At 71.1% G+C, this 23,197-nt stretch carries 33 protein-coding genes and 4 tRNA genes; 24 read left to right on the top strand and 13 right to left on the bottom strand.

Features of this window, described 5'->3' with window-relative positions; genetic code table 11:
* Positions 1-97: 97 nt before the first annotated feature.
* Positions 98-1,006 (top strand): isocitrate lyase/PEP mutase family protein, encoded by a 909-nt coding sequence (locus tag H9L09_RS18750; RefSeq protein WP_187578326.1) that lies wholly within the window; start codon positions 98-100, stop codon positions 1,004-1,006.
* 47 nt (positions 1,007-1,053) lie between these two features.
* Here the strand turns inward: H9L09_RS18750 and H9L09_RS18755 are convergent, their stop codons facing one another.
* Together H9L09_RS18755 and H9L09_RS18760 are read right to left on the bottom strand one after the other, a co-directional pair.
* Positions 1,054-1,911 carry an SDR family oxidoreductase gene (locus tag H9L09_RS18755; RefSeq protein WP_187578327.1) on the bottom strand — a complete coding sequence of 286 codons (858 nt, stop codon included), beginning with the start codon at positions 1,909-1,911 and terminating at the stop codon, positions 1,054-1,056.
* Positions 1,908-2,321, bottom strand: a complete 414-nt coding sequence (locus H9L09_RS18760) for a nuclear transport factor 2 family protein (RefSeq protein WP_223164119.1) — start codon at positions 2,319-2,321, stop codon at positions 1,908-1,910. The genes H9L09_RS18755 and H9L09_RS18760 overlap by 4 nt, the downstream gene beginning before the upstream one ends.
* Before the next feature lie 49 nt (positions 2,322-2,370).
* On the opposite strand from H9L09_RS18760, the gene H9L09_RS18765 reads away from it, so the two are divergent.
* The gene (locus H9L09_RS18765) at positions 2,371-3,090 is read left to right on the top strand and encodes a TetR family transcriptional regulator (protein ID WP_187578329.1); all 720 of its coding nucleotides are present in this window, start codon (positions 2,371-2,373) and stop codon (positions 3,088-3,090) included.
* A 285-nt stretch (positions 3,091-3,375) separates the two neighbouring features.
* On the opposite strand, the gene H9L09_RS18770 is transcribed toward H9L09_RS18765, so the two are convergent.
* From H9L09_RS18770 to H9L09_RS18785, 4 genes are read right to left on the bottom strand one after another with little or no spacing between them, the layout of a single operon-like run.
* Positions 3,376-3,687: an HNH endonuclease signature motif containing protein gene (locus tag H9L09_RS18770; RefSeq protein ID WP_187578330.1), complete on the bottom strand. Its 312-nt coding sequence runs from the start codon at positions 3,685-3,687 to the stop codon at positions 3,376-3,378.
* A complete protein-coding gene (locus H9L09_RS18775; RefSeq protein ID WP_187578331.1) occupies positions 3,684-3,911 on the bottom strand; it encodes a hypothetical protein in 228 nt (75 codons plus the stop codon). The genes H9L09_RS18770 and H9L09_RS18775 overlap by 4 nt, the downstream gene beginning before the upstream one ends.
* Positions 3,912-3,914: 3 nt before the next feature.
* Positions 3,915-4,232, bottom strand: coding sequence for a hypothetical protein (locus H9L09_RS18780; protein WP_187578332.1), 318 nt, complete (start codon positions 4,230-4,232; stop codon positions 3,915-3,917).
* On the bottom strand, positions 4,229-6,025 hold the full coding sequence (locus H9L09_RS18785) for a hypothetical protein (protein WP_187578333.1): 1,797 nt from the start codon (positions 6,023-6,025) through the stop codon (positions 4,229-4,231). The genes H9L09_RS18780 and H9L09_RS18785 overlap by 4 nt, the downstream gene beginning before the upstream one ends.
* Positions 6,026-6,099: 74 nt before the next feature.
* On the opposite strand from H9L09_RS18785, the gene H9L09_RS18790 reads away from it, so the two are divergent.
* Positions 6,100-6,237 carry a hypothetical protein gene (locus H9L09_RS18790; RefSeq protein ID WP_187578334.1) on the top strand — a complete coding sequence of 46 codons (138 nt, stop codon included), beginning with the start codon at positions 6,100-6,102 and terminating at the stop codon, positions 6,235-6,237.
* Positions 6,234-6,395: a hypothetical protein gene (locus H9L09_RS18795; protein WP_187578335.1), complete on the top strand. Its 162-nt coding sequence runs from the start codon at positions 6,234-6,236 to the stop codon at positions 6,393-6,395. Before H9L09_RS18790 ends, H9L09_RS18795 begins: the two co-directional genes overlap by 4 nt.
* A 7-nt stretch (positions 6,396-6,402) precedes the next feature.
* On the opposite strand, the gene H9L09_RS18800 is transcribed toward H9L09_RS18795, so the two are convergent.
* Positions 6,403-6,561 carry a hypothetical protein gene (locus H9L09_RS18800; RefSeq protein ID WP_187578336.1) on the bottom strand — a complete coding sequence of 53 codons (159 nt, stop codon included), beginning with the start codon at positions 6,559-6,561 and terminating at the stop codon, positions 6,403-6,405.
* Between the two features lie 36 nt (positions 6,562-6,597).
* On the opposite strand from H9L09_RS18800, the gene H9L09_RS18805 reads away from it, so the two are divergent.
* From H9L09_RS18805 to H9L09_RS18825, 5 genes are read left to right on the top strand one after another with little or no spacing between them, the layout of a single operon-like run.
* Positions 6,598-7,050, top strand: a complete 453-nt coding sequence (locus tag H9L09_RS18805) for a hypothetical protein (RefSeq protein ID WP_187578337.1) — start codon at positions 6,598-6,600, stop codon at positions 7,048-7,050.
* Positions 7,047-7,223, top strand: coding sequence for a hypothetical protein (locus H9L09_RS18810; RefSeq protein ID WP_187578338.1), 177 nt, complete (start codon positions 7,047-7,049; stop codon positions 7,221-7,223). The genes H9L09_RS18805 and H9L09_RS18810 overlap by 4 nt, the downstream gene beginning before the upstream one ends.
* A gap of 1 nt (position 7,224) precedes the next feature.
* Entirely contained in the window at positions 7,225-7,380 is a 156-nt protein-coding gene (locus tag H9L09_RS18815; RefSeq protein ID WP_187578339.1) for a hypothetical protein, read from the top strand.
* A 5-nt stretch (positions 7,381-7,385) separates the two neighbouring features.
* Complete coding sequence (locus H9L09_RS18820; protein WP_187578340.1) at positions 7,386-7,643, top strand: hypothetical protein; 258 nt, start codon at positions 7,386-7,388, stop codon at positions 7,641-7,643.
* Positions 7,630-7,824: a hypothetical protein gene (locus H9L09_RS18825; protein WP_187578341.1), complete on the top strand. Its 195-nt coding sequence runs from the start codon at positions 7,630-7,632 to the stop codon at positions 7,822-7,824. The genes H9L09_RS18820 and H9L09_RS18825 overlap by 14 nt, the downstream gene beginning before the upstream one ends.
* 585 nt (positions 7,825-8,409) lie before the next feature.
* Here the strand turns inward: H9L09_RS18825 and H9L09_RS18830 are convergent.
* The 4 genes from H9L09_RS18830 to H9L09_RS18845 all read right to left on the bottom strand — a co-directional run bounded on the left by H9L09_RS18830 (position 8,410) and on the right by H9L09_RS18845 (position 9,096).
* Entirely contained in the window at positions 8,410-8,595 is a 186-nt protein-coding gene (locus H9L09_RS18830; protein WP_187578342.1) for a hypothetical protein, read from the bottom strand.
* Between the two features lie 215 nt (positions 8,596-8,810).
* Positions 8,811-8,882 (bottom strand) — tRNA-Val (locus tag H9L09_RS18835).
* 43 nt (positions 8,883-8,925) lie between these two features.
* A tRNA-Cys gene (locus H9L09_RS18840) sits at positions 8,926-8,996 on the bottom strand.
* 27 nt (positions 8,997-9,023) lie between these two features.
* A tRNA-Gly gene (locus tag H9L09_RS18845) sits at positions 9,024-9,096 on the bottom strand.
* A gap of 133 nt (positions 9,097-9,229) precedes the next feature.
* Between H9L09_RS18845 and H9L09_RS18850 the strand changes: the two genes are divergently transcribed.
* A complete protein-coding gene (locus H9L09_RS18850) occupies positions 9,230-10,066 on the top strand; it encodes an aminotransferase class IV (RefSeq protein ID WP_187578343.1) in 837 nt (278 codons plus the stop codon).
* A 31-nt stretch (positions 10,067-10,097) separates the two neighbouring features.
* Here H9L09_RS18850 and H9L09_RS18855 read toward each other — a convergent pair whose 3' ends face one another.
* On the bottom strand, positions 10,098-10,538 hold the full coding sequence (locus tag H9L09_RS18855; RefSeq protein ID WP_187578344.1) for an SsgA family sporulation/cell division regulator: 441 nt from the start codon (positions 10,536-10,538) through the stop codon (positions 10,098-10,100).
* 218 nt (positions 10,539-10,756) lie between these two features.
* Between H9L09_RS18855 and H9L09_RS18860 the strand changes: the two genes are divergently transcribed.
* Together H9L09_RS18860 and H9L09_RS18865 are read left to right on the top strand one after the other, a co-directional pair.
* Positions 10,757-11,227: a PGPGW domain-containing protein gene (locus H9L09_RS18860; protein ID WP_187578345.1), complete on the top strand. Its 471-nt coding sequence runs from the start codon at positions 10,757-10,759 to the stop codon at positions 11,225-11,227.
* 59 nt (positions 11,228-11,286) lie between these two features.
* A tRNA-Val gene (locus H9L09_RS18865) sits at positions 11,287-11,361 on the top strand.
* A 116-nt stretch (positions 11,362-11,477) separates the two neighbouring features.
* Here the strand turns inward: H9L09_RS18865 and H9L09_RS18870 are convergent.
* Positions 11,478-11,981 carry a hypothetical protein gene (locus H9L09_RS18870; protein WP_187578346.1) on the bottom strand — a complete coding sequence of 168 codons (504 nt, stop codon included), beginning with the start codon at positions 11,979-11,981 and terminating at the stop codon, positions 11,478-11,480.
* A gap of 462 nt (positions 11,982-12,443) precedes the next feature.
* On the opposite strand from H9L09_RS18870, the gene thrS reads away from it, so the two are divergent.
* The 12 genes from thrS (at position 12,444) to ruvB (ending at position 23,154) form a co-directional block, all read left to right on the top strand.
* Positions 12,444-14,426, top strand: a complete 1,983-nt coding sequence (thrS, locus tag H9L09_RS18875; protein ID WP_187578347.1) for a threonine--tRNA ligase — start codon at positions 12,444-12,446, stop codon at positions 14,424-14,426.
* The gene (locus H9L09_RS18880) at positions 14,423-14,986 is read left to right on the top strand and encodes an HIT family protein (RefSeq protein ID WP_187578348.1); all 564 of its coding nucleotides are present in this window, start codon (positions 14,423-14,425) and stop codon (positions 14,984-14,986) included. The genes thrS and H9L09_RS18880 overlap by 4 nt, the downstream gene beginning before the upstream one ends.
* Positions 14,987-15,035: 49 nt before the next feature.
* Complete coding sequence (gene pgsA, locus H9L09_RS18885; protein ID WP_187578349.1) at positions 15,036-15,644, top strand: phosphatidylinositol phosphate synthase; 609 nt, start codon at positions 15,036-15,038, stop codon at positions 15,642-15,644.
* The gene (locus H9L09_RS18890; protein ID WP_187578350.1) at positions 15,644-16,573 is read left to right on the top strand and encodes a phosphatidylinositol mannoside acyltransferase; all 930 of its coding nucleotides are present in this window, start codon (positions 15,644-15,646) and stop codon (positions 16,571-16,573) included. Before pgsA ends, H9L09_RS18890 begins: the two co-directional genes overlap by 1 nt.
* Positions 16,570-17,676: a glycosyltransferase family 4 protein gene (locus H9L09_RS18895; protein ID WP_187578351.1), complete on the top strand. Its 1,107-nt coding sequence runs from the start codon at positions 16,570-16,572 to the stop codon at positions 17,674-17,676. The genes H9L09_RS18890 and H9L09_RS18895 overlap by 4 nt, the downstream gene beginning before the upstream one ends.
* The gene (locus H9L09_RS18900) at positions 17,673-18,215 is read left to right on the top strand and encodes a hypothetical protein (protein WP_246456109.1); all 543 of its coding nucleotides are present in this window, start codon (positions 17,673-17,675) and stop codon (positions 18,213-18,215) included. Before H9L09_RS18895 ends, H9L09_RS18900 begins: the two co-directional genes overlap by 4 nt.
* Positions 18,216-18,428: 213 nt before the next feature.
* Positions 18,429-19,277, top strand: coding sequence for a pyridoxal 5'-phosphate synthase lyase subunit PdxS (gene pdxS / locus H9L09_RS18905; protein ID WP_246456555.1), 849 nt, complete (start codon positions 18,429-18,431; stop codon positions 19,275-19,277).
* A 58-nt stretch (positions 19,278-19,335) separates the two neighbouring features.
* On the top strand, positions 19,336-19,980 hold the full coding sequence (gene pdxT / locus H9L09_RS18910; protein ID WP_425491697.1) for a pyridoxal 5'-phosphate synthase glutaminase subunit PdxT: 645 nt from the start codon (positions 19,336-19,338) through the stop codon (positions 19,978-19,980).
* A gap of 11 nt (positions 19,981-19,991) precedes the next feature.
* A complete protein-coding gene (locus H9L09_RS18915; RefSeq protein ID WP_187578354.1) occupies positions 19,992-20,759 on the top strand; it encodes a YebC/PmpR family DNA-binding transcriptional regulator in 768 nt (255 codons plus the stop codon).
* A gap of 117 nt (positions 20,760-20,876) precedes the next feature.
* Positions 20,877-21,401, top strand: coding sequence for a crossover junction endodeoxyribonuclease RuvC (gene ruvC / locus H9L09_RS18920; protein WP_187578355.1), 525 nt, complete (start codon positions 20,877-20,879; stop codon positions 21,399-21,401).
* Positions 21,398-22,018 (top strand): Holliday junction branch migration protein RuvA, encoded by a 621-nt coding sequence (ruvA, locus tag H9L09_RS18925; protein ID WP_187578356.1) that lies wholly within the window; start codon positions 21,398-21,400, stop codon positions 22,016-22,018. Before ruvC ends, ruvA begins: the two co-directional genes overlap by 4 nt.
* 5 nt (positions 22,019-22,023) lie before the next feature.
* Positions 22,024-23,154 carry a Holliday junction branch migration DNA helicase RuvB gene (gene ruvB / locus H9L09_RS18930; RefSeq protein ID WP_187580994.1) on the top strand — a complete coding sequence of 377 codons (1,131 nt, stop codon included), beginning with the start codon at positions 22,024-22,026 and terminating at the stop codon, positions 23,152-23,154.
* Positions 23,155-23,197: the final 43 nt, after the last annotated feature.

Raw genomic sequence — 23,197 nt, forward strand, 5'->3', positions numbered from 1 at the left:
GCGGCGGCCGTGACAGCGCCGAAGAGCGCGCCCACCCTCCTGTTCACGTCTCCAGCGTCGGTCCCCGTCCGGGCCCGGCTCAGAGACGAAGGTCATCATGAGCCGGGGCGTACTGCCCGACTCACGGGTGTCGCCCGGGGCCGCGATCGCCGATGATGGGGTGGTGCTCAGCGACGACCTGGACCACGGCAAAGCCGCCGGACCATCGAGCGACAAGGCGGATGCTCTCCTTGCCCTGCACGCCGGGCCGGGCTTCGTGCTGCCCAACGCCTGGGATCCCGGCTCCGCCCGCATCCTGGAGCACGTCGGCTTCCCGGCCATCGCCACGACCAGCGCTGGCATCGCCTGGTCCTGTGGAGTCCCGGACGGGGGAGTGCTGGACCGCGACACGATGCTCGAGCACATCGGTCGCATCGTGGCCGCAGTGCGTGTTCCGGTGACGGCCGACCTCGAGGCCGGGTACGGCGACACCGCGGACGAGGTCGGCCGCACCGTGGCGCGCGCCGTCGAGCTCGGGGTCGTGGGCGCCAACGTCGAGGACGCCGCGCAGGGCGAGCTGTTCGGTATCGACCGGGCGACCGAGCGGATCGCGGCAGCCCGGGCCGCGGCCCGCAGCGGCACCTTCGTGCTGAACGCCCGCACTGACGCCTACTTCGTCGGCACGACCGGGGACGTCTTCGCCCAGACGGTCGAGCGGGCTGAGCGGTACTTCGAAGCGGGGGCCGACTGCGTCTTCGTGCCCGGCGTGGTCGAGGAGGACACCATTGGCCGCCTCGCCGCCGCCCTTCCTGGCCCGCTCAACGTGGTGGCGGGGCTGGCGAACACCATCGATGCCCGCACGCTCTTCTCGCTCGGCGTCAAACGGGTCAGCCTGGGCGGCAGCCTGGCCCGGGCGGCACTCAGCTTGGTGGAACGAGCGGGCCGGGAGCTGCTCGACTCCGGAACGCTCGGCTTCCTCGACGGTGCGATCGGCTACGCGGACCTGCAGCGACGCTTCGGCTCGTGACCTGCCCCTTCCACCCGTCTGCGCGACGGATCGGTGCTGTGCGCGAATCAGACGCTTCCCGCGTGATCGGACGCCAGCACGGTCTCGACAGGGGTGCACGGTAGGTGCGCGACTTCTCGCCGGGCATCGTCGTGTGCTGGGGCCATGACGTCCATGGCCAGGGCCGCTTCAGCCTGGCGGCCGGGCCTGCCGGGCAGCATCGACGCCAGGCGCAGCGCTCCGGTGGGCACGTGGCGAGGGTCGCCGGACCAACCATGAACGGCCATGACCCGCGAAGCGAGCTCGGTCAGGGTGAGTCGCTGTGGTCCGGAGATGGTCAGCGTCTTCTGGCGCAGGGACGCACTCTGGACGGCCCGCACGGTCAGCGCGGACACATCACGCACGGCGACCCAGCCGATCGGGTTGTTCCCGCGCCCGAAGACCAGCGGTCGGTGGGAGCCTCCTGCCGTGGTGGTGAGCAGGTCGACCCAGAGGTCGGCGAACGCTTCGGGACGGATGATGGTCCATCCGAGGTTCGATCGTCTGAGCACCTGTTCGGCCTGGTATTTGGCCCGGAACAGTCCCACGCGGCTGTCCGGCGACGCTCCCGCGACGGAGACCAGCACCAGGTCTGCGCCGGCCCGTCCAGCGGCGTCGGCGAGCACCCTGGTGCCCTGGAGGTCGACCCGGGTCGGCGACACGAAGGGGAAGCCCGTCACGGTTGACACCACCACCTCCACCCCCTCGACGGCTCGAGCGACGACGGCCGGGTCGCTCACGGAGCCGGCGATCAGCTGCGCGCCGGTGATCTCGGCTGGTGGTGGTCGCTTCCCACGGGCGAGCACCCGGACCTCGTGACCGCCGGCGAGGAGGCCGGCCACGACCTGAGCACCGAGCCGACCGGTGCCGCCGGCGACCAGCATCATGGCGCACCGCCGGTGCCGAGGGTGGCCAGGAAGTCGTCGGCGGTCAGCTCGTCGCCTGCCACGGGTTCGAGGTAGAACCGGCAGGAGCGGGCCCGGTCGCCGTCGACGCCGAAGATCATCACCCCCCGCATCAGGTGCGGTGTGTGATCGCGTCGGGTGCCCCGCATCTCCCACTCGCTCCACACGTGGTCGCCGCTGGTGACCTCATCGACCACCGTGGCTTCCAGGTCGGGTACCGCAGCCAGGATCGCGGTCCAGTTGCGACGCACCTGCTCGGTGCCCGTGAACCCCCGTGCCGGGTGACACGGCGTCTGGTTGACGTAGTCGGGCGTGAAGCAGCCGACGATCCGCTCGACATCGTGGGCGTTGGTGGCTTCGAGCACGCGCGCCAGGAATGCAGATCGATCCATGATGACTCCTGCCATACTTCGGATACAGCAAGGTGTATCCAATAGGAGTGTGAGCCGGTTGCCAGCCTCCGTCAAGAGTCGCCGCTACGACGTCCGGGGCCGGCGCGCCGCTGCCCTGAGGCGCCGGGAGGGCATCCTGGCAGCCGGCCGTGAGCTCATGCTGCGCGATGGGTACGCCGCCACCACCGTCGCCTCCATCGCGGCGGCGGCCGCGGTGTCGACGGAGACCGTCTACAAGGCCTTCGGCGGCAAGCCCGGCATCGTGCGCGCGCTCTTCCGACAGGCGCTCGACGGGGCCGGGCCCGAGTCCGCCGTGGCACGCTCAGACCGGCTCCGGGAGGGGGCGACGGGCCATGCGCTGGTTGCCGGGTGGGCGGAGCTGGCCCGCGAGGTGGCGCCGCGCGGCGCGCCACTCGCACTGCTGCTCCGGGATGCGGCCGGTCATGATCCGAAGGCGCGATCAGTGCTGGACGAGATCGAGCGCACGCGGCTGCTGCGGATGCGCGACAACGCGCGCGCCCTGGTGGCGACCGGAGACGTCCGTCCCGACCTCAGCCTGCGTGACGTCACCGACGTCCTCTTCGCCGTCTCGTCGGCAGAGTTGTACGAGCTGCTCGTGATCCGCCGCGGGTGGTCGAGCCGCAGGTTCGCGCGCTTCCAGCGAGAGACCATGGCAGGCGCGCTCCTGGTCCAGGAGACTGCGGACCCCGCCGGCCAGAGCCCCACGACGCCCCGGCAAACGGAAAGAGCCCCTCGAGAGGGGCTCTGACCTGCGAGAACTTGGTGGGCGATACTGGGTTTGAACCAGTGACCTCTTCCGTGTCAAGGATGAACGAGCCGCAGGTCAGCCCCCTCGACAGGCCCCTGACCTGCGGTTACCCGTTGCATGACGTTGCATGGCGTTGCAGGAAGCTCGCTGTCGTTCCGCATAAATCCCGTATGAAAAAGGCCCCCGCCGTCCGGGTGCGGCGGACGGCGGGGGCGCCGGGCCCAGGGGTCGAATCCTGTGGCCCGATGTGGGTAGCGACGAACGTAGGCACCCCCGGGGGAGCCGTCAAACGTCGAGCGAGCGGGCGATCGCCCGGCGATAGCCGAGGTGCGCCAGGTCGAAGGCGTACCGGCTCACGGGCACCGGGTAGAGCGCGGTCACCTCGGCCCAGCTCAGCTTGCCGGCGCGTCGGACGATGAGCCGCAGCAGCTCGTGGGTGTTCGTGTGGGTCGTCGGGCAGATGAACACGGCGTTCTCGGGGACGTCGGGCCCGCCCATCCCCTTCGGCCAGACGTGGTGGTACTCCAGGTCGAGCGGCTCGGGGGCGTGCGGCTTGCGGCACACGCACACCTTGCCGACGTCGTCGGGGTTGCTCACAGGTCCTCCAGGCTCGGGACGGTGACGATGTGCTGGGCGAACCACGCGGCGAACGCGCCCCAGCCCATCAGGAACGCGGCGCGGCCTGCCGGGGTGTCGACGCGCACGACCAGCCGGACGACCTCGGAGAGGGTGCCGCCGGAGCGGGCGCGAATCTCGTGGACCTCGTAGGCGATTCCTGCGCCGAACAGGGTCGCCCACACCGCCTCGCGCGGGACGCGCATCGGTCAGCCCATGTCCTGGTAGATGCGGGTGACGAGGTAGTCGCCCGGCGGGAAGGTCTGCGGCTTGGACCCGGGCCAGGTGACCTCGACCTCGGCGACGAGGTCGCCGACGACGTCGGTGTCGCCCGGGAGCCAGTCCATCTTGACCACCCCGGCGGCGTCGGCCGAGGTGGCGGCGCGGCTGGTCGCGACGGAGTCGCCTGGCTTGAGGAACAGCACCTTCACGGAGCTCGCCGTGGTCAGGTCGATGGGCGCACCGGCGTCGGTCAGCGTCGCCTGCCACGGCGGCAGCAGGTCGCCGCGCTTGATGTTGTCGGTCACGTCGTGGTTCCTGCCTGGTTCTCTTGGAGGGTCGCGGTGTACGTGGTCGGCTCGAGGACAGCGGTCGCCTGGTTGCGGCTGACGGTCGCCTCGGGGTGCGTGACGATGGCGTAGGGGAGGTATTTCTCCATCGACACGTCGTCGGTGAGCCCGAGCTGGTCGCCGTAGGTGTCGCGGGTGTCCTGGGCCAGGGCGAACGCGTCGTCCATGCCGGCGGCGTCGACGATGTCGCGCACCGAGTCGAGGACCATCGTCACCGTGTCGGTGACCCCGGCGGCGTCGGTCGCGTTCACGCCGCGGCCGATGAGGCTGGTCGTGGAGTCGGTCAGGCCCTCGGCGTCGGTGCGGGCGACGCCGACGCCGATACCGACCGTGGCCGAGTCCGTGAGCCCGGCCGTGTCGGAGACGCCGAGCGGCCGGGACACGGCGATGGTCGCCGTGTCGGTCAGGCCGATGTCGTCCAGTTGGGGCCGGACGGCGTCGACGGTGCGGGCCGCGGCGTCGGACAGGCCGAGGTTGTCGGTGGCGGTCTGGCTACCGGACCCGGCGAGCCCGGTGCCGTCGGTGAGCCCGAGGGCGTCGGTGACAGTGACGGCGCGGTCGATCGTGACGGCGTCGGTGACCCCGACGGCGTCCGCGGGGGAGACGGCGATCCCGAGGGCGGGGGTCGCGGCGTCGGTGAGCCCGGCCGTGTCTGAGACGACCGCGGCCCGGTCGACGGTGACGGCGTCTGCGAGGCCCAGGGTGTCGGTGGCCGACTGGGCGCCCGACCCAGCCGTGGACGCCTGGTCGCTGAGGCCGAGGGTGTCGGCGAGGTGGACGTCCCGGTCGATGGTGACGGCGTCCGTCAGGCCGAGGGCGTCGGTGGGTGCCTGGGCGCCGGACAGCTCGACGGTGGACGCGTCGGAGAGCCCGACGGTGTCGGTCGGTGCTTGGGTGATGCCCAAGCTGGCGACCGCGGCGTCAGCGAGGCCCAGGGCGTCTGCCTGCGCCTGCGCGACGTCGAGCGCGGCGGCGTCGGACATGCCCAGGGCGTCGGTGGCGGTCTGGGTGCCGGACCCGGCGCTGGACGCCTGGTCGGTCAGCCCGAGGGCGTCGGTGACCGTGATGAGGAACGCGCCGGTGGAGCTCGCGGAATCCGTCAGCCCGAGGGCGTCGGTGACCGCGACGACGTGCCCAGCCTCGACGGTGACGGCGTCGGCCAGCCCGGCGACGTCGTCCTGCGTGCGGCTGAACACGCCGACGGTGGCCGCCGCGTCGGACAGGCCGAGGGCGTCGGTGGGCGCTTGGGCGTAGTCGACGCCGCCGGCCTTGATGACGGTGAACGTGTCGGCGAGGCCGATCGGCTCGGAGCCGTCGAGGGCGTGCGCCTTGACGGTGCCGGCGTCGGTGAGCCCCGTGGGGTCGTTCACGACGGGGTTGGTGCTGCCGCTGATGGTCGCTGCGTCGGCGAGGCCGAGGGCGTCGGCGACGATGACGGCGCGGTCGATGACGACGGCGTCGGCGAGGCCCACGGTGTCGGCGCTGGTGGCGCCCCGGTCGAGGGCGACGGCATCGGACAGCCCGACCGTGTCCGCGGGCGACTGGGTGTAGCTGACGCTGGTGGCGGTGGCGATCGTGAACGTGTCCGCGAGGCCCATCGGCTCGGAGCCGTCGAGGGCGTGCGCCTTGACGGTGCCGGCGTCGGACAGGCCCAGCCCGTCGGCGGCGACCAGTCCGCGGGTCATGGTCGCGGCGTCGGTCAGGCCCAGCGCGTCGGTGGGCGTCTGGGTGTAAGAGGTGCCGGTGACCACGGGGGTGGCGGCGTCCGTGAGGCCGAGGTTGTCGGTGGGGGTCTGGGTGCGAGCCGGATCAAGAGGAGGAAGTCGTGAAGTACCGATTCAAGGGCCACTGGGCCGATCGGCTGTGGTGGGAGTCCGGGCGCATCCCCGGCGACTCCCGCGTCGAGCAGGTCAGCTGCGACGCCCACTGGTTCTACTCGATGATGTTGGGGGCTGGGCGATGAGCCAGCGCGACGTCTACCGCGCCCTGCGATTCTGGAACGACCTGCGGGCCGTCGGCCGCGCCGCGAGCAGCGGTTCGTCGGCGCCCATCGGTCGCCGGATCGGCCGCCGCGCCTACGGGCGCCTGACGGGGCGGCTCGCCCGGAGGTTGTTCGGGTGACTCATTGCTACTTCTGCAGCCGACCCGAGCTGGTCGGCCCCGACGGGTGCGGGAACTGCGGCGCCCCGGCCGACCCTGACGGCCCGGGCCCGACCAGCCCGACCGTCGAGTGCGCCGGCTGCTCCACCGTCGTCGCCGAGGCCGGCACCTCCGGGTGGCGCTTCACGGACGCCCCGTGGTGCCCGAAGTGCGCGTGGCTCGCATGACCGCCCGCGACAGGCTCGCCGCGGCCCTGCACCGGCTGAATTGCCTGCACCAGCAACACCTCGGCCGGCAGCCAGGGCAGCCGGACGCCGTCGACTACAACGCCGCCGACGCGTTGCTCGCCGGCGACTGGGTCGACCAGCTCGTCGCCGAGCGGAGGGACGACGCGATCACGTGGGACGTGACGTGCCTGAACTGCGCCCGGCTGCTCGGCCAGCTATACGGCGAGTACGCCCGCGGCTACCAGGCCGGGTTCCACGCCCGCGTCGTCGACCCACCCGACCTCCGGCCGCTCCACGTCGGCCGTGACGGCATGGGGAACTGGGAGACGACCTGCCCCACCCACGGCCCTGTCGCGACCAGCTCGGACTGGTCGGGCGCGATGGAGGCCGCCTGGGGACACATCGCAATGGTGCGACACGACTCGTGGACGGAGGAGTTGGTCACATGATCTTTCGCCTGCGGCCGAGGCCGCACCTGGACCTGTTCCGCGCCCGTTGGGCGCCGATCTGGCTGCGCCGCCGGTTCCCCGGCTACTGGACGCAGGCCGAGGTCGACGACATCGAGCGCCGCGCCCACGAGGACTGGGCCCGATTCCGGCACCTGTTCGACGACGAGGAATGACATGAAGCTCATCTATGACAGCCGACCCACCAGCCCGCGCTACCCGCACGGCTACTGGTACGCCTGCACCGGTGACGGCAAATATGACGCCGCCGGGCCCGACCCGTTGACGGCGATCACCCGGCTCCTCCAGGTGCTGGAGGAAGCGCTCAAGTGAAGGGGGTGAGGGTCTGCCGAACCTGCGGTCACGCCCTGACCGACCAGGAGCGCGATGCCTACGTGGACCAGTGCGGGCCCTGCGTCTGGGTGAAGGACGAGGAGGAGCAGCCGCCGCGGCACCGCATCCGCTCCCACTTGGCGCTGCTGGACTTCGGCCCCAGCTGCTACGCGCCCGACTGTCCGGCGTGCCGGTGGTACCGCGCCCGCGGCGGCTGGGCCCATGACGACTCGATGGAGGGGTGGCTCGATGGTCAGCGGTGAATCGTGGGCACGCAGGCACGCCCGCGAGAACCCCGGCCACCTGAGCCGCGAGGGGCTGGACGACCCGGGATCGTGTGCCGACTGTCGCGAGCGGTCACCCATCTACGACCTCCCGCACCTGGTCGTCCGGCGTGCCCGGTGGTACCGCGCCTGGCTCGCACGCGTGGAGGACGACGCGTGAAGCCGCGCATCCGAGTCGGGCGGTTGACGGTCTGGCTGTGGTCTGGCTCATGGTCATGGGTTGACCGCCTGGACTGCGCCCACTGCCGAAACATCTACGTGGGGCCGTTCGGCGTCGAGTGGGAGCGCCCCGGCTGAAGACCCCGGCCCGCCGGTGGGAGGGCGCTGCGCGAAAGGCTGGCCGCGCGGCACGCCCGGGGAAGCCCGCCGGCGGGCCGGTCACCTGTGACATGACCCCCCACACCTGCGACACGCACCTGCACACCTGTCACTCGAAAGTCGGCAGCCCTCTGACCTGCGGGTTTGCCGTCCGATCTGGGGGATTACCTCGCCCACACCTGCCACCACCTGTGACACACCTGCGACACCTGCCACCACACCTGGCGCGCACCTGCTGCGGCTCCCGCCGGGCTCGCACCTGGCGCACGCACTGCACACCTGCGACACGCACCTGCACACCGGGGAGACGAAAGTCGCCGAGGCGCTGACCTGCGGTTTTGCCGTCCGACTTGGGGGGTTGCGTCGTCCACACCTGCTCGCACCTGGCGCACACCTGCGACACCGGGCGCGGCACCTGCGACGGGGCTCAGCTGGCGCGGCGCCGGCGTCGCTGGCCGCGCCAGCCGGCGACCAGCCCCTCGACCCGGGCCCAGCACCGGGCGCACGCCTCGCCCTCGAGCTCGACCCCGTCCACCGTCATCTCGTGCGTCCGCACGTCACCCTCGACGCCGCAGCCGTCGCACACCAGGGTGACACTCTCACGTGTAGCCATGGGGCAATCCTGCCCCGGTCCGGGCGATCCGTCCTCACTTCCGGCCGGTCCGCGGCCACAGGCCCCGCCAGGGGCTCCAGGGGCACCCCCGGGGGTCGGCGCTCCGATTTCTCGGCGTCGTTCCGCACTAATCCCGTACGAGCCTGCCCTGGAACGCAGAATCGCCCCCGCCGAAGCGGGGGCGATTGTGTGTCTGACCTGCGGTTTTGTCTCTGTGGGCGATACTGGGTTTGAACCAGTGACCTCTTCCGTGTCAAGGAAGCGCGCTACCACTGCGCCAATCGCCCGTGACGACCCAAACTCCCACATGATGGGGTGATCGGGCAATCGAGGTGGAGACGGGATTTGAACCCGTGTAGACGGATTTGCAGTCCGTTGCCTCGCCTCTCGGCCACTCCACCAAGGAGAGAACCTGCGACCCTTCTCCGAGCGGACGACGAGGCTCGAACTCGCGACCTCAACCTTGGCAAGGTTGCGCTCTACCAACTGAGCTACGTCCGCTTGCAACACCCGTTCAGTTTCCTGACCGGCGGTGCGTGAGAACTTTAGCCGACAACGGGGGAATGACAAATTCGGGCCCAGGGCGGCGTGTTCGCCCTCGTCGACGGGGGTCGTCAACGCCTAGGGTCGGCGCATGCGTGCATGGCTGAACGGGCGTCTGCTCGAGGATCCGACCGCCCCCGCGGTCACCGTGGCCGACCACGGGTTCACCGTCGGCGACGGGGTGTTCGAGGCGGTGAAGGTGGTGGAGGGCCGTCCCTTCGCCCTCACCCGGCACCTCGACCGGCTGACCCGCTCGGCGAAGGGGCTCGGGCTTCCAGAGCTGGACCACGACGCCGTACGCCGGGGCGTGGAGTCGGTCCTCGCTGCCGAGCACCTGCCGCTGGGACGGCTGCGCATCACCTACACCGGCGGCGTGGCTCCGCTGGGCTCCGGCCGGGGCGACAGCCCGCCGACCCTGGCGGTGGTCGCCGACCACCTGTCTGCGTGGGCCGAGCCGGCCGTCGTCGTGACGGTGCCGTGGCCCCGCAACGAGCGCGGCGCGCTGGCCGGGCTGAAGACCACGTCCTACGCGGAGAACGTGGTGGCGCTCGCCTACGCGCACGAGCGCGGGGCGGGGGAGGCGATCTTCGCGAACCTGGCGGGCAACCTGTGCGAGGGCACCGGCTCCAACGTCTTCTACGTCGTCGACGGTGAGCTGCGCACCCCGACGCTGGCGTCCGGCTGCCTGGCGGGGATCAGCCGAGCGCTGCTCCTGGAGTGGTACGACGGTTCGGGGAGGCCGGTCCGCGAGGTGGACGAGCCGATCGAGGTGCTGACCACCGCCGACGAGGTGTTCCTGGTCTCGACGACGCGCGACGTCCAGCCGGTGGTGCGCTGCGACGACCGGGAGCTGGTTACCCCGGGCCCCGTCACTGCGGCCTGCAGGGCGACGTGGAGCGAGCGCGAGGCCGCCGACCTCGACCCGTGAGGAACCGGGCGGTGAGGAGGAGCGGACGAGCTCAGGCCCGGCCGGTGGCCAGGATCGCTGCGATGGCGGCGTCCACGTCGAGGTGAGCGGACTCGGTGCCGGTGGCGACGAGAGCGTTCATCCGGGCCACGAAGGCCTGCATGTCACCGGTGCGCGCCTGGACCAGGGCCTCGCCGTCGGGCGAGCAGAGCTCGATGATGACGACCGCGTGGCCGCTGCTGTCCAGGCACGGCCAGACGTGCACGTCCCCGTCGCCCGACGGCTCGTAGAGGCCCTCGACGAGCAGCTCCCGGCCGAAGGTCCACGACACCTGGTGCGATCCGGTCTTGAACACCGCGGTGACGGCGAACGGGTCGGTCGGGTCGTAGTGCAGCTCGGCCTCGATCGGCGTCGCGTTCCCGGTCGCGTCGATCAGGTCGACGGTGACGGGGTGCGTCACGGTGACCGGTGCGGTGTTCATCGAGTAGTCCATGGTTCTTCCTCCCAGTCAGCCCCTCCGGCTTCGACATGGAGACGCTGTGGAGTGGTCCTCATGACGGCGTTTCAAACGAAACTGGGAACTTTTCTTGACAACGCCTGGGTCAGCCGGTCGTTGTGTCCGGATTAGGGCGTTTCCGCACCCGCACGGCCGTTGCCGGAGTCCCGATAGGCTCGGGAACGACAGCCGGCCGACAACAGGGGACAGGGTCCGTGACCGACAACGCCACCGACGTCTCGCAGGAGAACCCCGACAGCGGGCGCAGGCTCGGAGGCCTGCACCGCAAGCTGCACGCCCACCCGGTGCTGTCGCTGGTCACCAAGACCGTGGTGGCGGTCGTCGGCGGGCTGGTCACGCTCGCCGGTGTGGTGATGATCGTGACCCCCGGCCCGGCGTTCGTGCTCATCCCGCTCGGCCTGGCCATCCTGGCGACCGAGTTCGCCTTCGCGCGCCGATGGCTCGACTGGGCCCGCCGCAAGGCCGAGGAGGCCAAGCGGCGCAACGACGCGCTGGACCCGGCCGTACGTCGTCGTCGGCTCCTGCTGACCGGTCTCGCGATCCTCGTGCTCGTCGGCGCGGTGACCTGGTATGTCCTGGTCTACGACTGGCCGTTGCTCGCGGTCGACGGCTGGGACTGGGTGCAGAGCCTGGCCGGATGGGTCCCCGACCTGCCGGGGATGTGATCGCGGCGCCGGGATGCGCTAACCTTTCCCGCGCACCACATCGATCCCCGGATCGATGCGGGCGATTGGCGCAGTGGTAGCGCGCTTCGTTCACACCGAAGAGGTCACTGGTTCGAACCCAGTATCGCCCACCATCCGGCAGTTCGGAGATGGACCGAGAACCGCACAACGTCGAAGCACGTCAAAGGGCGCCCCTCCCCAGGAGAGGCGCCCTTCGGCGTTCTGTGCCCACCCTCGTGGACTGTCCGCTTCAGACGCGGCAGCTCCCTTCGTAGGTGGTCAGCTTGGTCAGCCTGACGCCCTCGTCGTCGTAGACCTTCGTGATGACCTTGGCGCGGAACAGGTCATCGAAGCCGGTCACCTTGACGGAGAGCTCCGGGCTGGCGTCCCCACCCCACCGGAACGGCGAGACGTTGACCCCGCCGACACTGACTGCGCGGCCCAGCTTGCCGGCGAAATTGCCCGTGGCGGCCACGTCCACCCACTCGCCCGCGTAGTTCTTCTCCTGGGCGACGAGCTTCGTCTTCACCATGTAGGTGCGGAAGTGCTTGTCCGCTGGACGGGTCTCACTGCCTGAAACCTCGACGTACAAGGTTCCCCCGTCACCGTCGCCCTGCACCTGGCCCTCGCAGCTGAGAGGGCCGGTCGCCTGTGAGTAAGCGCCGTGCGTCGCAGTCATGGCCGAAGCCGGTGCGGCCATGGCCACAGCGGCCAAGAAGACCGCTGACGTGGACGCTAATCCCTTCTTGAACATCGGTGTTCCTTTCGATTGGACGGTACGACCGTCATGCATATTTGAGACTCTAGGAATGTCCTCCTTTGAGGGCAACTGAAGTGAATGAGAATGGCACAGACGACCTACAAGGAGTACCCCGGAATGCGTGTTCTCGTCGATTTGCGGAGAGAGCGTGAATCGGCCAGCAACCTGATGGTTGGAGGTGAAACCGTTGCCCATATGGGGATCTGACCGCCTGTGCATCGGTCGAGAAGAGGGGACGTGGGACTCCCGTAGCGATAATCCGAAATCAGCGGATTCGGATGCCGAGGGGGATTAGTGGATATCGGGTGAAGTGCCACTGAATGCGACCCGTCGATAATTCGCGCCGCAGGTGGGCCGACTACTGAGGACGGCCCCTGGGTCGACGCGACCGCGGCGCGGCGGGCGGCACGCCGGTTGGCATAGGATCGAGCCTCCCGCCCGAACAGGAGATCGAACGTGTCCGAGACCAGGGTCGTCGTCGTCGGCGCCGAGCAGCAGGACGAACGGACCGTGATCGCGGGCACCAAGGCGTGGGAGCTCTTCAGCGACGATCCCTCGGTGATCGTGGCGCGCGTCGGCGGTCAGCTCCGTGACCTCTCCTACGAGCTCGCGGACGGCGACGTCGTCGAAGGTGTCGCCAGCGACTCGCCGGACGGTCTCGCGGTCCTGCGGCACTCGACAGCCCACGTGCTGGCCCAGGCCGTCCAGGAACTCTTCCCCGAGGCGAAGCTCGGCATCGGCCCGCCGATCGAGAACGGCTTCTACTACGACTTCGACGTCGAGACCCCGTTCGTGCCCGAGGACCTCGAGAAGATCGAGTCGCGGATGCGCAAGATCGTCAAGGAGGGCCAGAAGTTCGCCCGCCGGCCGGTCTCCGACGAGGACGCGCGCACCGAGCTCGCCGGCGAGCCCTACAAGCTCGAGCTGATCGCGCTCAAGGGGGCCTCGGACGGTGAGGCCGCCGAAGGAGCCGACGTCGAGGTGGGCGCCGGGGAGCTGACCATCTACGACAACCTGCGACGCGGCGGAGAGCTCGCCTGGAAGGACCTGTGCCGCGGTCCGCACCTGCCCACCACCAAGCGCATCCCGGCCTTCAAGCTGATGCGATCGGCGGCGGCGTACTGGCGCGGCGACGAGAAGAACAAGCAGCTGCAGCGGATCTACGGGACCGCCTGGGAGTCCAAGGAAGCGCTGGAGGCCTATCTGCACCGTCTCGAGGAGGCGGAGCGCCGCGACCACCGCAAGCTCGGGCGCGAGCTGGACCTGTTCAGCTTCCCCGACGAGCTCGGCTCCGGACTGCCGGTCTTCCACCCCAAGGGCGGGGTGGTCAAGCGGGAGATGGAGGACTACGTCCGCGCCCGCCACATCGAGGAGGGCTTCCAGTACGTCGGCACCCCGCACATCTCCAAGCAGGGGCTGTTCGAGACCTCCGGGCACCTGCCCTACTACGCCGACACCATGTTCCCGCCGATGGAGCTGGAGGGCAGCAGCTACTACCTCAAGGCGATGAACTGCCCGATGCACAACCTGATCTTCAGGTCGCGCGGGCGCTCCTACCGCGAGCTGCCGCTGCGGTTCTTCGAGTTCGGCTCGGTCTACCGCTACGAGAAGTCCGGGGTGGTCCACGGGCTGACCCGGGTCCGGGGGATGACCCAGGACGACTCGCACTCCTACGTCACGCCGGAGCAGGCACCCGCCGAGATCAAGCACCTGCTGTCGTTCGTGCTCGGCCTGCTCAAGGACTTCGGGCTCGACGACTTCTACCTCGAGCTCTCCACCCGCGACCCGCAGTCGGACAAGTTCATCGGCAGCGACGAGCAGTGGGCCGAGGCCACCCGGATCCTCGAGGAGGCGGCCACGGAGACCGGGCTGGAGCTGGTGCCCGACCCGGGCGGCGCCGCCTTCTACGGCCCGAAGATCTCGGTGCAGACCCGGGATGCCATCGGCCGCACCTGGCAGATGTCGACGATCCAGTACGACTTCAACCAGCCGGCCGGCTTCGGGCTGGAGTACCAGGCCGCCGACGGCACGCGTCAGCAGCCGGTGATGATCCACTCCGCCAAGTTCGGCTCGATCGAGCGGTTCCTCGGCGTGCTCGTGGAGCACTACGCCGGCGCGTTCCCGCCCTGGCTGGCTCCGGTGCAGGTGGTCGCCATCCCGATCGCGGAGCGGCACAACGACTACCTGCAGAAGGTGGCCGCGGAGCTGCGCGCCCAGGGGATCCGCGTCGAGGTCGACGAGTCCGACGACCGGATGCAGAAGAAGATCCGCAACGCGCAGCTGCAGAAGGTGCCGTTCATGGTCATCGCGGGCGACCGCGACGTCGAGGAGAACGCGGTCTCCTTCCGCTACCGCTCCGGCGAGCAGGACAACGGGGTGTCGGTCTCCGACGCGATCGCCCGGGTGGTGGACGCGGTCCAGCGGCGGGTCCAGGTATGACCGATCCCGACGACACCGGCCCGGACGCTTGGGTGCAGGACGGGGTGGGGGAGCCCGACGAGCTCGAGCGCCTGTGGACGCCGCACCGGATGGAGTACATCAAGGGCGTCAACAAGCCCACGCACGGCGAGGCGGGGGAGGACTGCCCGTTCTGCCGGATCCCCACGCTGCCGGACGAGGAGGGCCTGGTCGTGCACCGCGGCGAGACGTCGTACGCCGTGCTCAACCTCTACCCCTACAGCCCCGGGCACCTGCTGGTGTGCCCTTACCGGCACGTCGCCGACTACACCGACCTCACCCGCGAGGAGACCGTCGAGGTCGCCGAGCTGACCCAGACGGCGATGCGGGTGGTGCGCCAGGTCTCCGGGGCGCACGGGTTCAACATCGGCATGAACCAGGGCTCGGTCGCGGGCGCCGGGATCGCCGCGCACCTGCACCAGCACGTGGTGCCGAGGTGGGGCGGCGACCAGAACTTCATGCCGATCATCGGCCGCACCCGCGCGATGCCGCAGCTGATGAGCGACACCCGCAAGCTGTTGTCCGACGCGTGGCCGGAGTGACGCCTCCTCACTCCGGGCCGGCATCGCCACCGGCTAGCCTTCTCTCGCCATGCTGAACCGATTCCGTGACTTCTGGACCAAGGTCTTCTCGCCGCTCGCCCGGCTGCTCCTGCGTCTGGGGGTCAGCCCGGACGCGGTGACGGTGGTCGGCACCCTCGGGGTGGCGGCCGGCGCGCTCTGGTTCTTCCCGCGCGGGCAGCTGCTGGGCGGCGTGCTGTTCATCACCGTCTTCGTCTTCAGCGACCTGCTGGACGGCCACATGGCGCGGCTCTCGGGTACCTCCTCGAAGTGGGGGGCGTTCCTCGACTCCACCCTGGACCGGCTCGGCGACGCCGCCATCTTCGCCGGTCTCGTCCTCTACTACATGGGGCCCGGGGAGTCGGACACGTTCGCCGTGCTCGCGCTCTACTGCCTGGTGATGGGCTCGGTGACCTCCTACGCCCGGGCCCGCGCGGAGTCGCTGGGGATGCAGGCCAAGGGCGGCATCGCCGAGCGGGCGGACCGGCTGGTGGCGATCCTGGCCATGACCGGCCTCTCCGACATCTTCGACCTCCCGGTGCTGATCCCGATCACGTTGTGGCTGCTCGCGGCGGCCTCCACGGTCACGGTCGTCCAGCGGATCCTGCTGGTCCGTCGTCAGGCGACCGCGGCCCTCTGATGACAGGGCGGCAAGGGGGGCTGGCCCGGGCGCGCGCTGCCGTCGTCGACCAGGGAGCGGCCACCGGCTACGTCGCCGGCTGGCGCCTGGTGCGCCGGCTGCCGGAGCCGGTCGCCCGCAAGGTGTTCGCCCGGATCGGCGAGCAGATCCACCGTCGCGACGGCTCCGGCGTACGGCGGCTGCGGGAGAACCTGCGCCTGGTGTGCCCCGAGCTGGACCCCGAGGCGCTGGAGGCCCTGACCCGGGAGGGCGTCGGCTCCTACCTGCGCTACTGGTGCGAGGCCTTCCGGCTGCCCACCTGGACGCCGCAGGAGCTGGTGCGGCGGACCGTCGTCGTCGACGAGCACCACCTGCGGGCGCCGCAACAGGCCGGCCAGGGCGTGGTCGTGGCGCTGCCGCACATGGCCAACTGGGACTGGGCCGGGGCCTGGGCGTGCGGCACCGGCATGCCGCTGACCACGGTGGCCGAACGGCTGAAGCCGGAGCGGCTCTACGACGAGTTCGTCGCCTACCGGGCCTCGCTGGGCATGGAGATCCTGTCGCTGACCGGTGAGCAGCCGGTGTTCGGCCCGCTGGTCAGCCGGCTCCGGGCCGGCCGGCTGGTCTGCCTGCTCTCGGACCGCGACCTGTCCCGCACCGGGGTCGAGGTCGACCTGTGCGGAGCGCCGGCCCGGATGCCGCGCGGCCCGGCGATGCTGGCCCGCGCCACCGGCGCGCCGCTGGTGCCGGCGACCCTGGCCTACCGGGGGGAGTGCCTGCAGATCACCTTCCACGAGCCGGTCCCGCACCGTAGCGGTCCCGACGGCGTCGCGCACATGATGCAAGGAGTGGCCGACGCCTTCAGCGCCGGGATCCACGCTGATCCGCAGGACTGGCACATGATGCAGCGCGTCTTCGTCGAGCATCTCTCGCCGCAGGAGCGACGGTGAGGATCGGCATCGTCTGTCCGTACTCCCTCGACACCCCCGGCGGGGTCCAGAACCACGTGAAGGACCTCGCGGAGGCGTTGCTGGCCCGCGGGCACCACGTGTCCGTGCTGGCCCCCACCGACGAGACCGACCTTCCGGCGTACGTCGTCCGCGCCGGCCGCGCCGTGCCGGTGCCCTACAACGGGTCCGTGGCGCGGGTCTCCTTCGGGCCGGTCGTCGCCGCCCGGGTCCGCCGGTGGCTCAAGGAGGGCGACTTCGACGTGCTGCACCTGCACGAGCCGGCAACCCCGAGCATCTCGCTGCTGGCGTTGTGGGCGGCCGAGTGCCCGGTGGTGGCCACCTTCCACACCTCCAACGTCCGGTCCCGGGCCATGTCGGCCTCGGCAGCGATCCTGCGGCCCTCGATGGAGAAGGTGGCCGCCCGGATCGCCGTGTCCGAGCTGGCCCGCGAGATGCTGGTCAACCACGTCGGCGGCGAGCCGGTGGTGATCCCGAACGGCATCTACGTCGACGCCTACGAGCGGGCGGCGCAACGGCCGGACTGGCGCGGCAGCCAGGGCACGGTGGCCTTCGTCGGCCGGATCGACGAGCCCCGCAAGGGTTTCCCGCTGGCCGCCGAGGCGTTCACCCGGCTGGCCCGGGACCGGCCGGGGCTGCGGCTGCTTGTCGTCGGTGGCGGCGACACCGCCGCGGCGGGCGGGCTGTTCCCGCCGGAGGTGCGGGCCCGGGTCGACCTCCTGGGTCCCGTCCCGGACGCGGACAAGGCCTCCGCGCTGCGGACCGCCGACGTCTACGTGGCGCCCAACACCGGCGGGGAGAGCTTCGGGATCGTGCTGATCGAGGCGATGGCCGCCGGAACGGCGGTGCTCGCCAGTGACCTGCCGGCGTTCGCCCGCGTGCTCGAGGGCGGCCGGTACGGCGAGCTGTTCCGCTCCGAGGACGTCGACGACCTGGCCCGACGGCTCGGCGACCTGCTCGACGACCCGGACCGCCGCGCCACGCTGACCGCGGCCGCCCGGGTCGGCGCCCGGCGCTACGACTGGTCGAGCGTGGCCGACCGGATCCTGCAGGTCTACGAGACGGTGACGGAGGCTGACCGGTGATCGAGGAGGTCCTGGTCGTCCTGCTGGCGCTGCTGGTGCTGGTGACCGGCCTCTGGCTGAGCTGGACCGCGCAGCGGCTGGACCGGATGCACCACCGCATCGACGTGGCGCGCGCCTCCCTGGAGAGCCAGCGGCTGCGGCGCTCGGCCACTGCGCTGGAGCTGGCCACCTCCGGCACGCTGGACCCGGTCCGGTCGCTGCTGCTGCTCGACGCCGCCGCCCGCGCCCGGGCGGCGCCCGCCGAGGAGTACGAAGCCGCCGAGTCCGACCTCTCCCAGTCGTTGCGCGCGGTGCTGGCCGACGAGCGGGAGGTCGCCTCCCTGCGCGAGGACCCCGCGGTGGAGCCGCTGCTCGCCGAGCTCGCCGTCGCCTGCCGCAAGCTCGAGCTGGCCCGCCGCTTCCACAACGACGTGGTGGTCTCCGCGCGGGCGCTGAGGTCGCGACGCCGGGTGCGTTGGCTGCGGCTCTCCGGCCGGGCCGGCCCGGTGCACAGCGTCGACCTGGACGACGTACCTCCCCGGGCGCTGGTCGCTGACTGATTCCGGCGGACTGAACCGGTTCGTTCGGTCCGCAGCCACCGTCTACGCTGGTGGCATCCCCTGGAACCGGGCGGCAGCACGCCGTCCGCCACCCGTACGACCCATGACGAGAAGGCCATCGTGACCGACAGCACCACCGAAGCGCAGACGCCCGACACCACCGCCGCCCGACCGGACGCGGCAGCCACCGGGACCGCCGGGGTGAAGCGCGGCATGGCCGAGATGCTCAAGGGGGGCGTGATCATGGACGTGGTCACCGCCGAGCAGGCCAGGATCGCCGAGGACGCCGGCGCCGTCGCGGTGATGGCGCTCGAGCGCGTGCCCGCCGACATCCGCGCCCAGGGCGGGGTCTCCCGGATGAGCGACCCGGACATGATCGACTCGATCATCGAGACGGTGTCGATCCCGGTGATGGCCAAGGCGCGGATCGGCCACTTCGTGGAGGCGCAGGTGCTCCAGAGCCTGGGCGTCGACTACATCGACGAGTCCGAGGTGCTGACCCCGGCCGACTACACCAACCACATCGACAAGTGGGCCTTCACGGTGCCGTTCGTGTGCGGGGCGACCAACCTGGGCGAGGCGCTGCGCCGGCTGACCGAGGGCGCGGCGATGATCCGCTCCAAGGGCGAGGCGGGCACCGGCGACGTCTCGAACGCGGTCACCCACATGCGTACGATCCGCGGTGAGATCCGCCGGCTGCAGTCGATGTCGCCCGACGAGCTGTACGTCGCCGCCAAGGAGCTGCAGGCGCCCTACCACCTGGTCGCGGAGGTCGCGGCCGCCGGCAAGCTGCCGGTCGTGCTGTTCACCGCCGGTGGCATCGCGACGCCCGCCGACGCGGCGATGATGATGCAGCTGGGCGCGGACGGCGTGTTCGTCGGCTCCGGCATCTTCAAGTCCGGCAATCCCGCCCAGCGCGCCGAGGCGATCGTGAAGGCGACCACCTTCTTCGACGACCCGGACGTGCTCGCCAAGGTCTCGCGGGGCCTGGGCGAGGCGATGGTCGGGATCAACGTCGAGGAGATCCCGCAGCCGCACCGCCTCGCCGAGCGCGGCTGGTAGGGGTCTCGAACCGGGGGCAACCGCGGAGAGCGGCGCAGACCGCGCCTACGATTGAGTGGTGGAGAGACCGACGATCGGAGTGCTCGCCCTGCAGGGCGACGTGCGCGAGCATCGCGCGATGCTGGAGCGCGCCGGTGCCGCCACCGTCGCGGTCCGCCGGCCCGAGGAGCTCGCCGGGCTCGACGGGATCGTGCTGCCCGGCGGGGAGTCGACCACGATCTCCAAGCTGGCCCGGACCTTCGGCCTGCTCGACCCGCTGCGCACCGCGTTGCGGCAGGGCCTGCCGGCCTTCGGCACCTGCGCCGGGATGATCATGCTGGCCGAGCACGTCGAGAACGGGGTCCCCGACCAGGAGACCTTCGGGGGTCTCGACGTCGTGGTCCGCCGCAACGCCTTCGGACGCCAGGTCGACTCCTTCGAGGCCGACCTCGACGTGGACGGCCTGGCCGACCGGTTCCACGCCCTGTTCATCCGCGCGCCGTGGGTGGAGAAGATCGGCGCCTCGGTCGAGGTGGTCGCGCGGATCGCCGCCGGCAATCGCCCCGAGGCGGTCGGTAGGATCGTCGCCGTCCGGCAGGGACACCTGCTGGCCACGTCATTCCATCCCGAGATCACCGGGGACCACCGGATCCACGCGTTGTTCGTGGACCTGGTCCGTGAAACGGTGCGGGCAGCAGGACCCGAGGACCACGAGCGGAAGTAGGGGCACCACCGATGTCTGGCCACTCCAAATGGGCGACCACCAAGCACAAGAAGGCCGTCATCGACGCGCGGCGCGGCAAGATGTTCGCCAAGCTGATCAAGAACATCGAGGTGGCGGCGCGGATGGGTGGCGGCGACCCCGCCGGCAACCCGACGCTCTACGACGCGATCCAGAAGGCCAAGAAGTCCTCGGTCCCCAACGACAACATCGACCGGGCGGTCAAGCGTGGCTCCGGCGCCGAGGCCGGCGGTGCGGACTACCAGACCATCATGTACGAGGGCTACGGCCCCAACGGCGTGGCCTTCCTCATCGAGTGCCTCACCGACAACAAGAACCGCGCCGCCATGGAGGTGCGCACGGCCATGACCCGCAACGGCGGCTCGATGGCCGACCCCGGCTCGGTCTCCTACATGTTCAACCGCAAGGGCGTCGTGGTGGTCCCGACGTCGCAGGAGTCGCGTGAGGTCTCCGAGGACGACGTGCTCGAGGCCACCCTGGAGGCGGGCGCCGAGGAGGTGAACGACCTCGGGGAGGCGTTCGAGGTGATCAGCGAGGCCACCGACCTGGTCGCCGTCCGCACCGCCCTGCAGGCGGCCGGCCTGGACTACGACTCCGCCGAGGCGTCGTTCGTGCCGTCGATGAACGTCGAGCTCGAGGACCCCAAGGCCGCCGGGGCAGTGATGCGCCTCGTCGACGCGCTCGAGGACCTCGACGACGTGCAGAACGTCTTCGGCAACTTCGACGTCAGCGACGAGGTCATGGAGGCCGTCGAGGCCTGAGCGGTTCCGGTCACCGGACCGCTCCTCGCAGGTGTGTCGTCCCGTCGGCCGGGGGTGCGGTCGTCTACCGTTGCGTGCGAACAGACGTTCGAGGAGCGGGCGCGACGAGGAGGCGGCATGCGGGTGCTCGGCATCGACCCCGGCCTCACCCGGTGCGGCATGGGCGTCGTCGAGGGCGACGTCGGCCGGCCGCTGCGGCTCGTCGACGTCAATGTGCTGCGCACCTCCGCCTCGGTGCCGGTGGCGATCCGCCTGGTGACGATCGAGAAGGGCATCAACGCCTGGATCGAGGAGTACGAACCCGACGCGGTCGCCGTCGAGCGGGTCTTCGCCCGCTCCGACGTCAGCACGGTGATGGGCACCGCGCAGGCCAGTGGTCTGGCCCTCGTGGCCGCCGCCCGCCGGGGCATCCCGGTCGCCCTGCACACCCCCAGCGAGGTCAAGGCGGCCGTGAGCGGCAACGGCCGTGCCGACAAGGCCCAGGTGGGCGCGATGGTCGCTCGGTTGCTGCGGCTCGACGCCCCGCCCAAGCCGGCCGACGCCGCCGACGCCCTGGCCCTGGCCATCTGTCACATCTGGCGCGGAGGGGCCCAGGCGCGCATCGACGCCGCGGTCGCCGCCGCGGGGAGGAGAACGCCATGATCGCCTTCGTCAACGGCACGGTCGCCTCGGTGGGCCTCGCCTCGGTGGTGCTCGAGGTGGGCGGCGTGGGGCTCGAGCTCCAGTGCGCGCCGAACACCCTGGCCACGTTGCGGATCGGGCACCGGGCGCAGCTCCCCACCAGCATGGTCGTGCGCGAGGAGTCGCTGACGCTGTTCGGGTTCCTCGACGACGACGAGAAGTCCGTCTTCGAGCTGCTCCAGACCGCCAGCGGCGTGGGGCCCAAGCTGGCGCAGGCCATGCTCGCCGTCCACTCACCCGACCAGCTGCGTCGGGCGGTGACCACCGAGGACGTCAAGACGCTGACCACCGTGCCCGGGATCGGCCAGAAGGGTGCCCAGCGGATCATTCTCGAGCTCAAGGACCGCATCGGGCCGCCCACCGGCTCGACCGGCGCGGCCGCGCCGGCCCATGCCCGGGACGCCGCCTGGCGAGAGCAGGTGCACGGCGGTCTGGTCGGGCTCGGCTGGTCGACCAGGGAGGCCGACAAGGCCGTCGAGGCGGTCGCGCCCGAGGCGCAGGCCGCTCGTGACGGCGGCGCCGAGCCGGACGTCGCCGCTCTGCTCCGGGCGGCCCTGCGGACGCTGAGCCGGGCATGAGCCGGATGCGCCACGAGCGCGGTGAGGCCGGGGTGCCGGGGCTGTCCGGGCTGCCGGGGGAGAACGACCTGAGTGCCGCCGAGCTGGAGTACGTCGAGAGCCGGGCGGTCGTGGCGGCCGAGGCGGAGGGTGACGAGCGCGCCGTCGAGGCGGCCCTGCGACCGCGTCGACTCGACGACGTCATCGGCCAGGACCGCGTGCGCGAGCAGCTGTCCCTGGTCCTGCAGGCCGCGCTGGGCAGGGACCGCGCCCCCGACCACGTGCTGCTCTCCGGGCCGCCGGGCCTCGGCAAGACCACCCTCGCGATGATCATCGCCGCCGAGATGGGCAGCCCCCTGCGGTTGACCTCCGGTCCGGCGATCACGCACGCCGGCGACCTGGCGGCCATCTTGTCGGGCATGAACGACAACGACGTGCTGTTCGTCGACGAGATCCACCGGATGTCCCGGCCGGCCGAGGAGATGCTCTACATGGCCATGGAGGACTTCCGGGTCGACGTGGTGATCGGCAAGGGGCCCGGTGCCACCGCGATCCCGCTGGAGATCCCCCCGTTCACACTGGTCGGCGCCACCACCCGGGCCGGGCTGCTGCCGGGTCCGCTGCGCGACCGCTTCGGCTTCACCGCGCACCTGGAGTTCTACGAGCCCGCCGAGCTCGACCTGATCGTGCGCCGCTCCGCGGGTCTGCTGGGGGTCGAGCTCACCGATGACGGCGCCGCGGAGATCGCGTCGCGCTCGCGTGGCACGCCCCGGATCGCCAACCGGCTGCTGCGCCGGGTCCGTGACTACGCCCAGGTCCGCGCCGACGGGGTGGTCAGCCTCGACATCGCCCACCGCGCGCTCGACCTCTACGAGGTGGACCGGCTCGGTCTCGACCGGCTGGACCGTGCGGTCATCGACGCCTTGTGCCGCCGCTTCGGCGGCGGACCGGTCGGCCTCAGCACCCTGGCGGTGGCCGTGGGGGAGGAGCGGGAGACCGTCGAGGAGGTGGCCGAGCCGTTCCTCGTCCGGTCCGGGTTCCTGGCACGCACCTCTCGCGGCCGCGTCGCCACTCCGGCCGCGTGGGAGCACCTGGGCCTCCGTGCGCCTGCAGGGTCGCCCTTCGCGACCGATCCGGGGTTGTTCACCGAACCGTGACCTGCCGGCTCCGGGCTTCCTCCGGGCTGCCGGACCGCGGCCG

It is taken from the genome of Nocardioides mesophilus, assembly GCF_014395785.1.
Classification (GTDB): domain Bacteria; phylum Actinomycetota; class Actinomycetes; order Propionibacteriales; family Nocardioidaceae; genus Nocardioides_B; species Nocardioides_B mesophilus.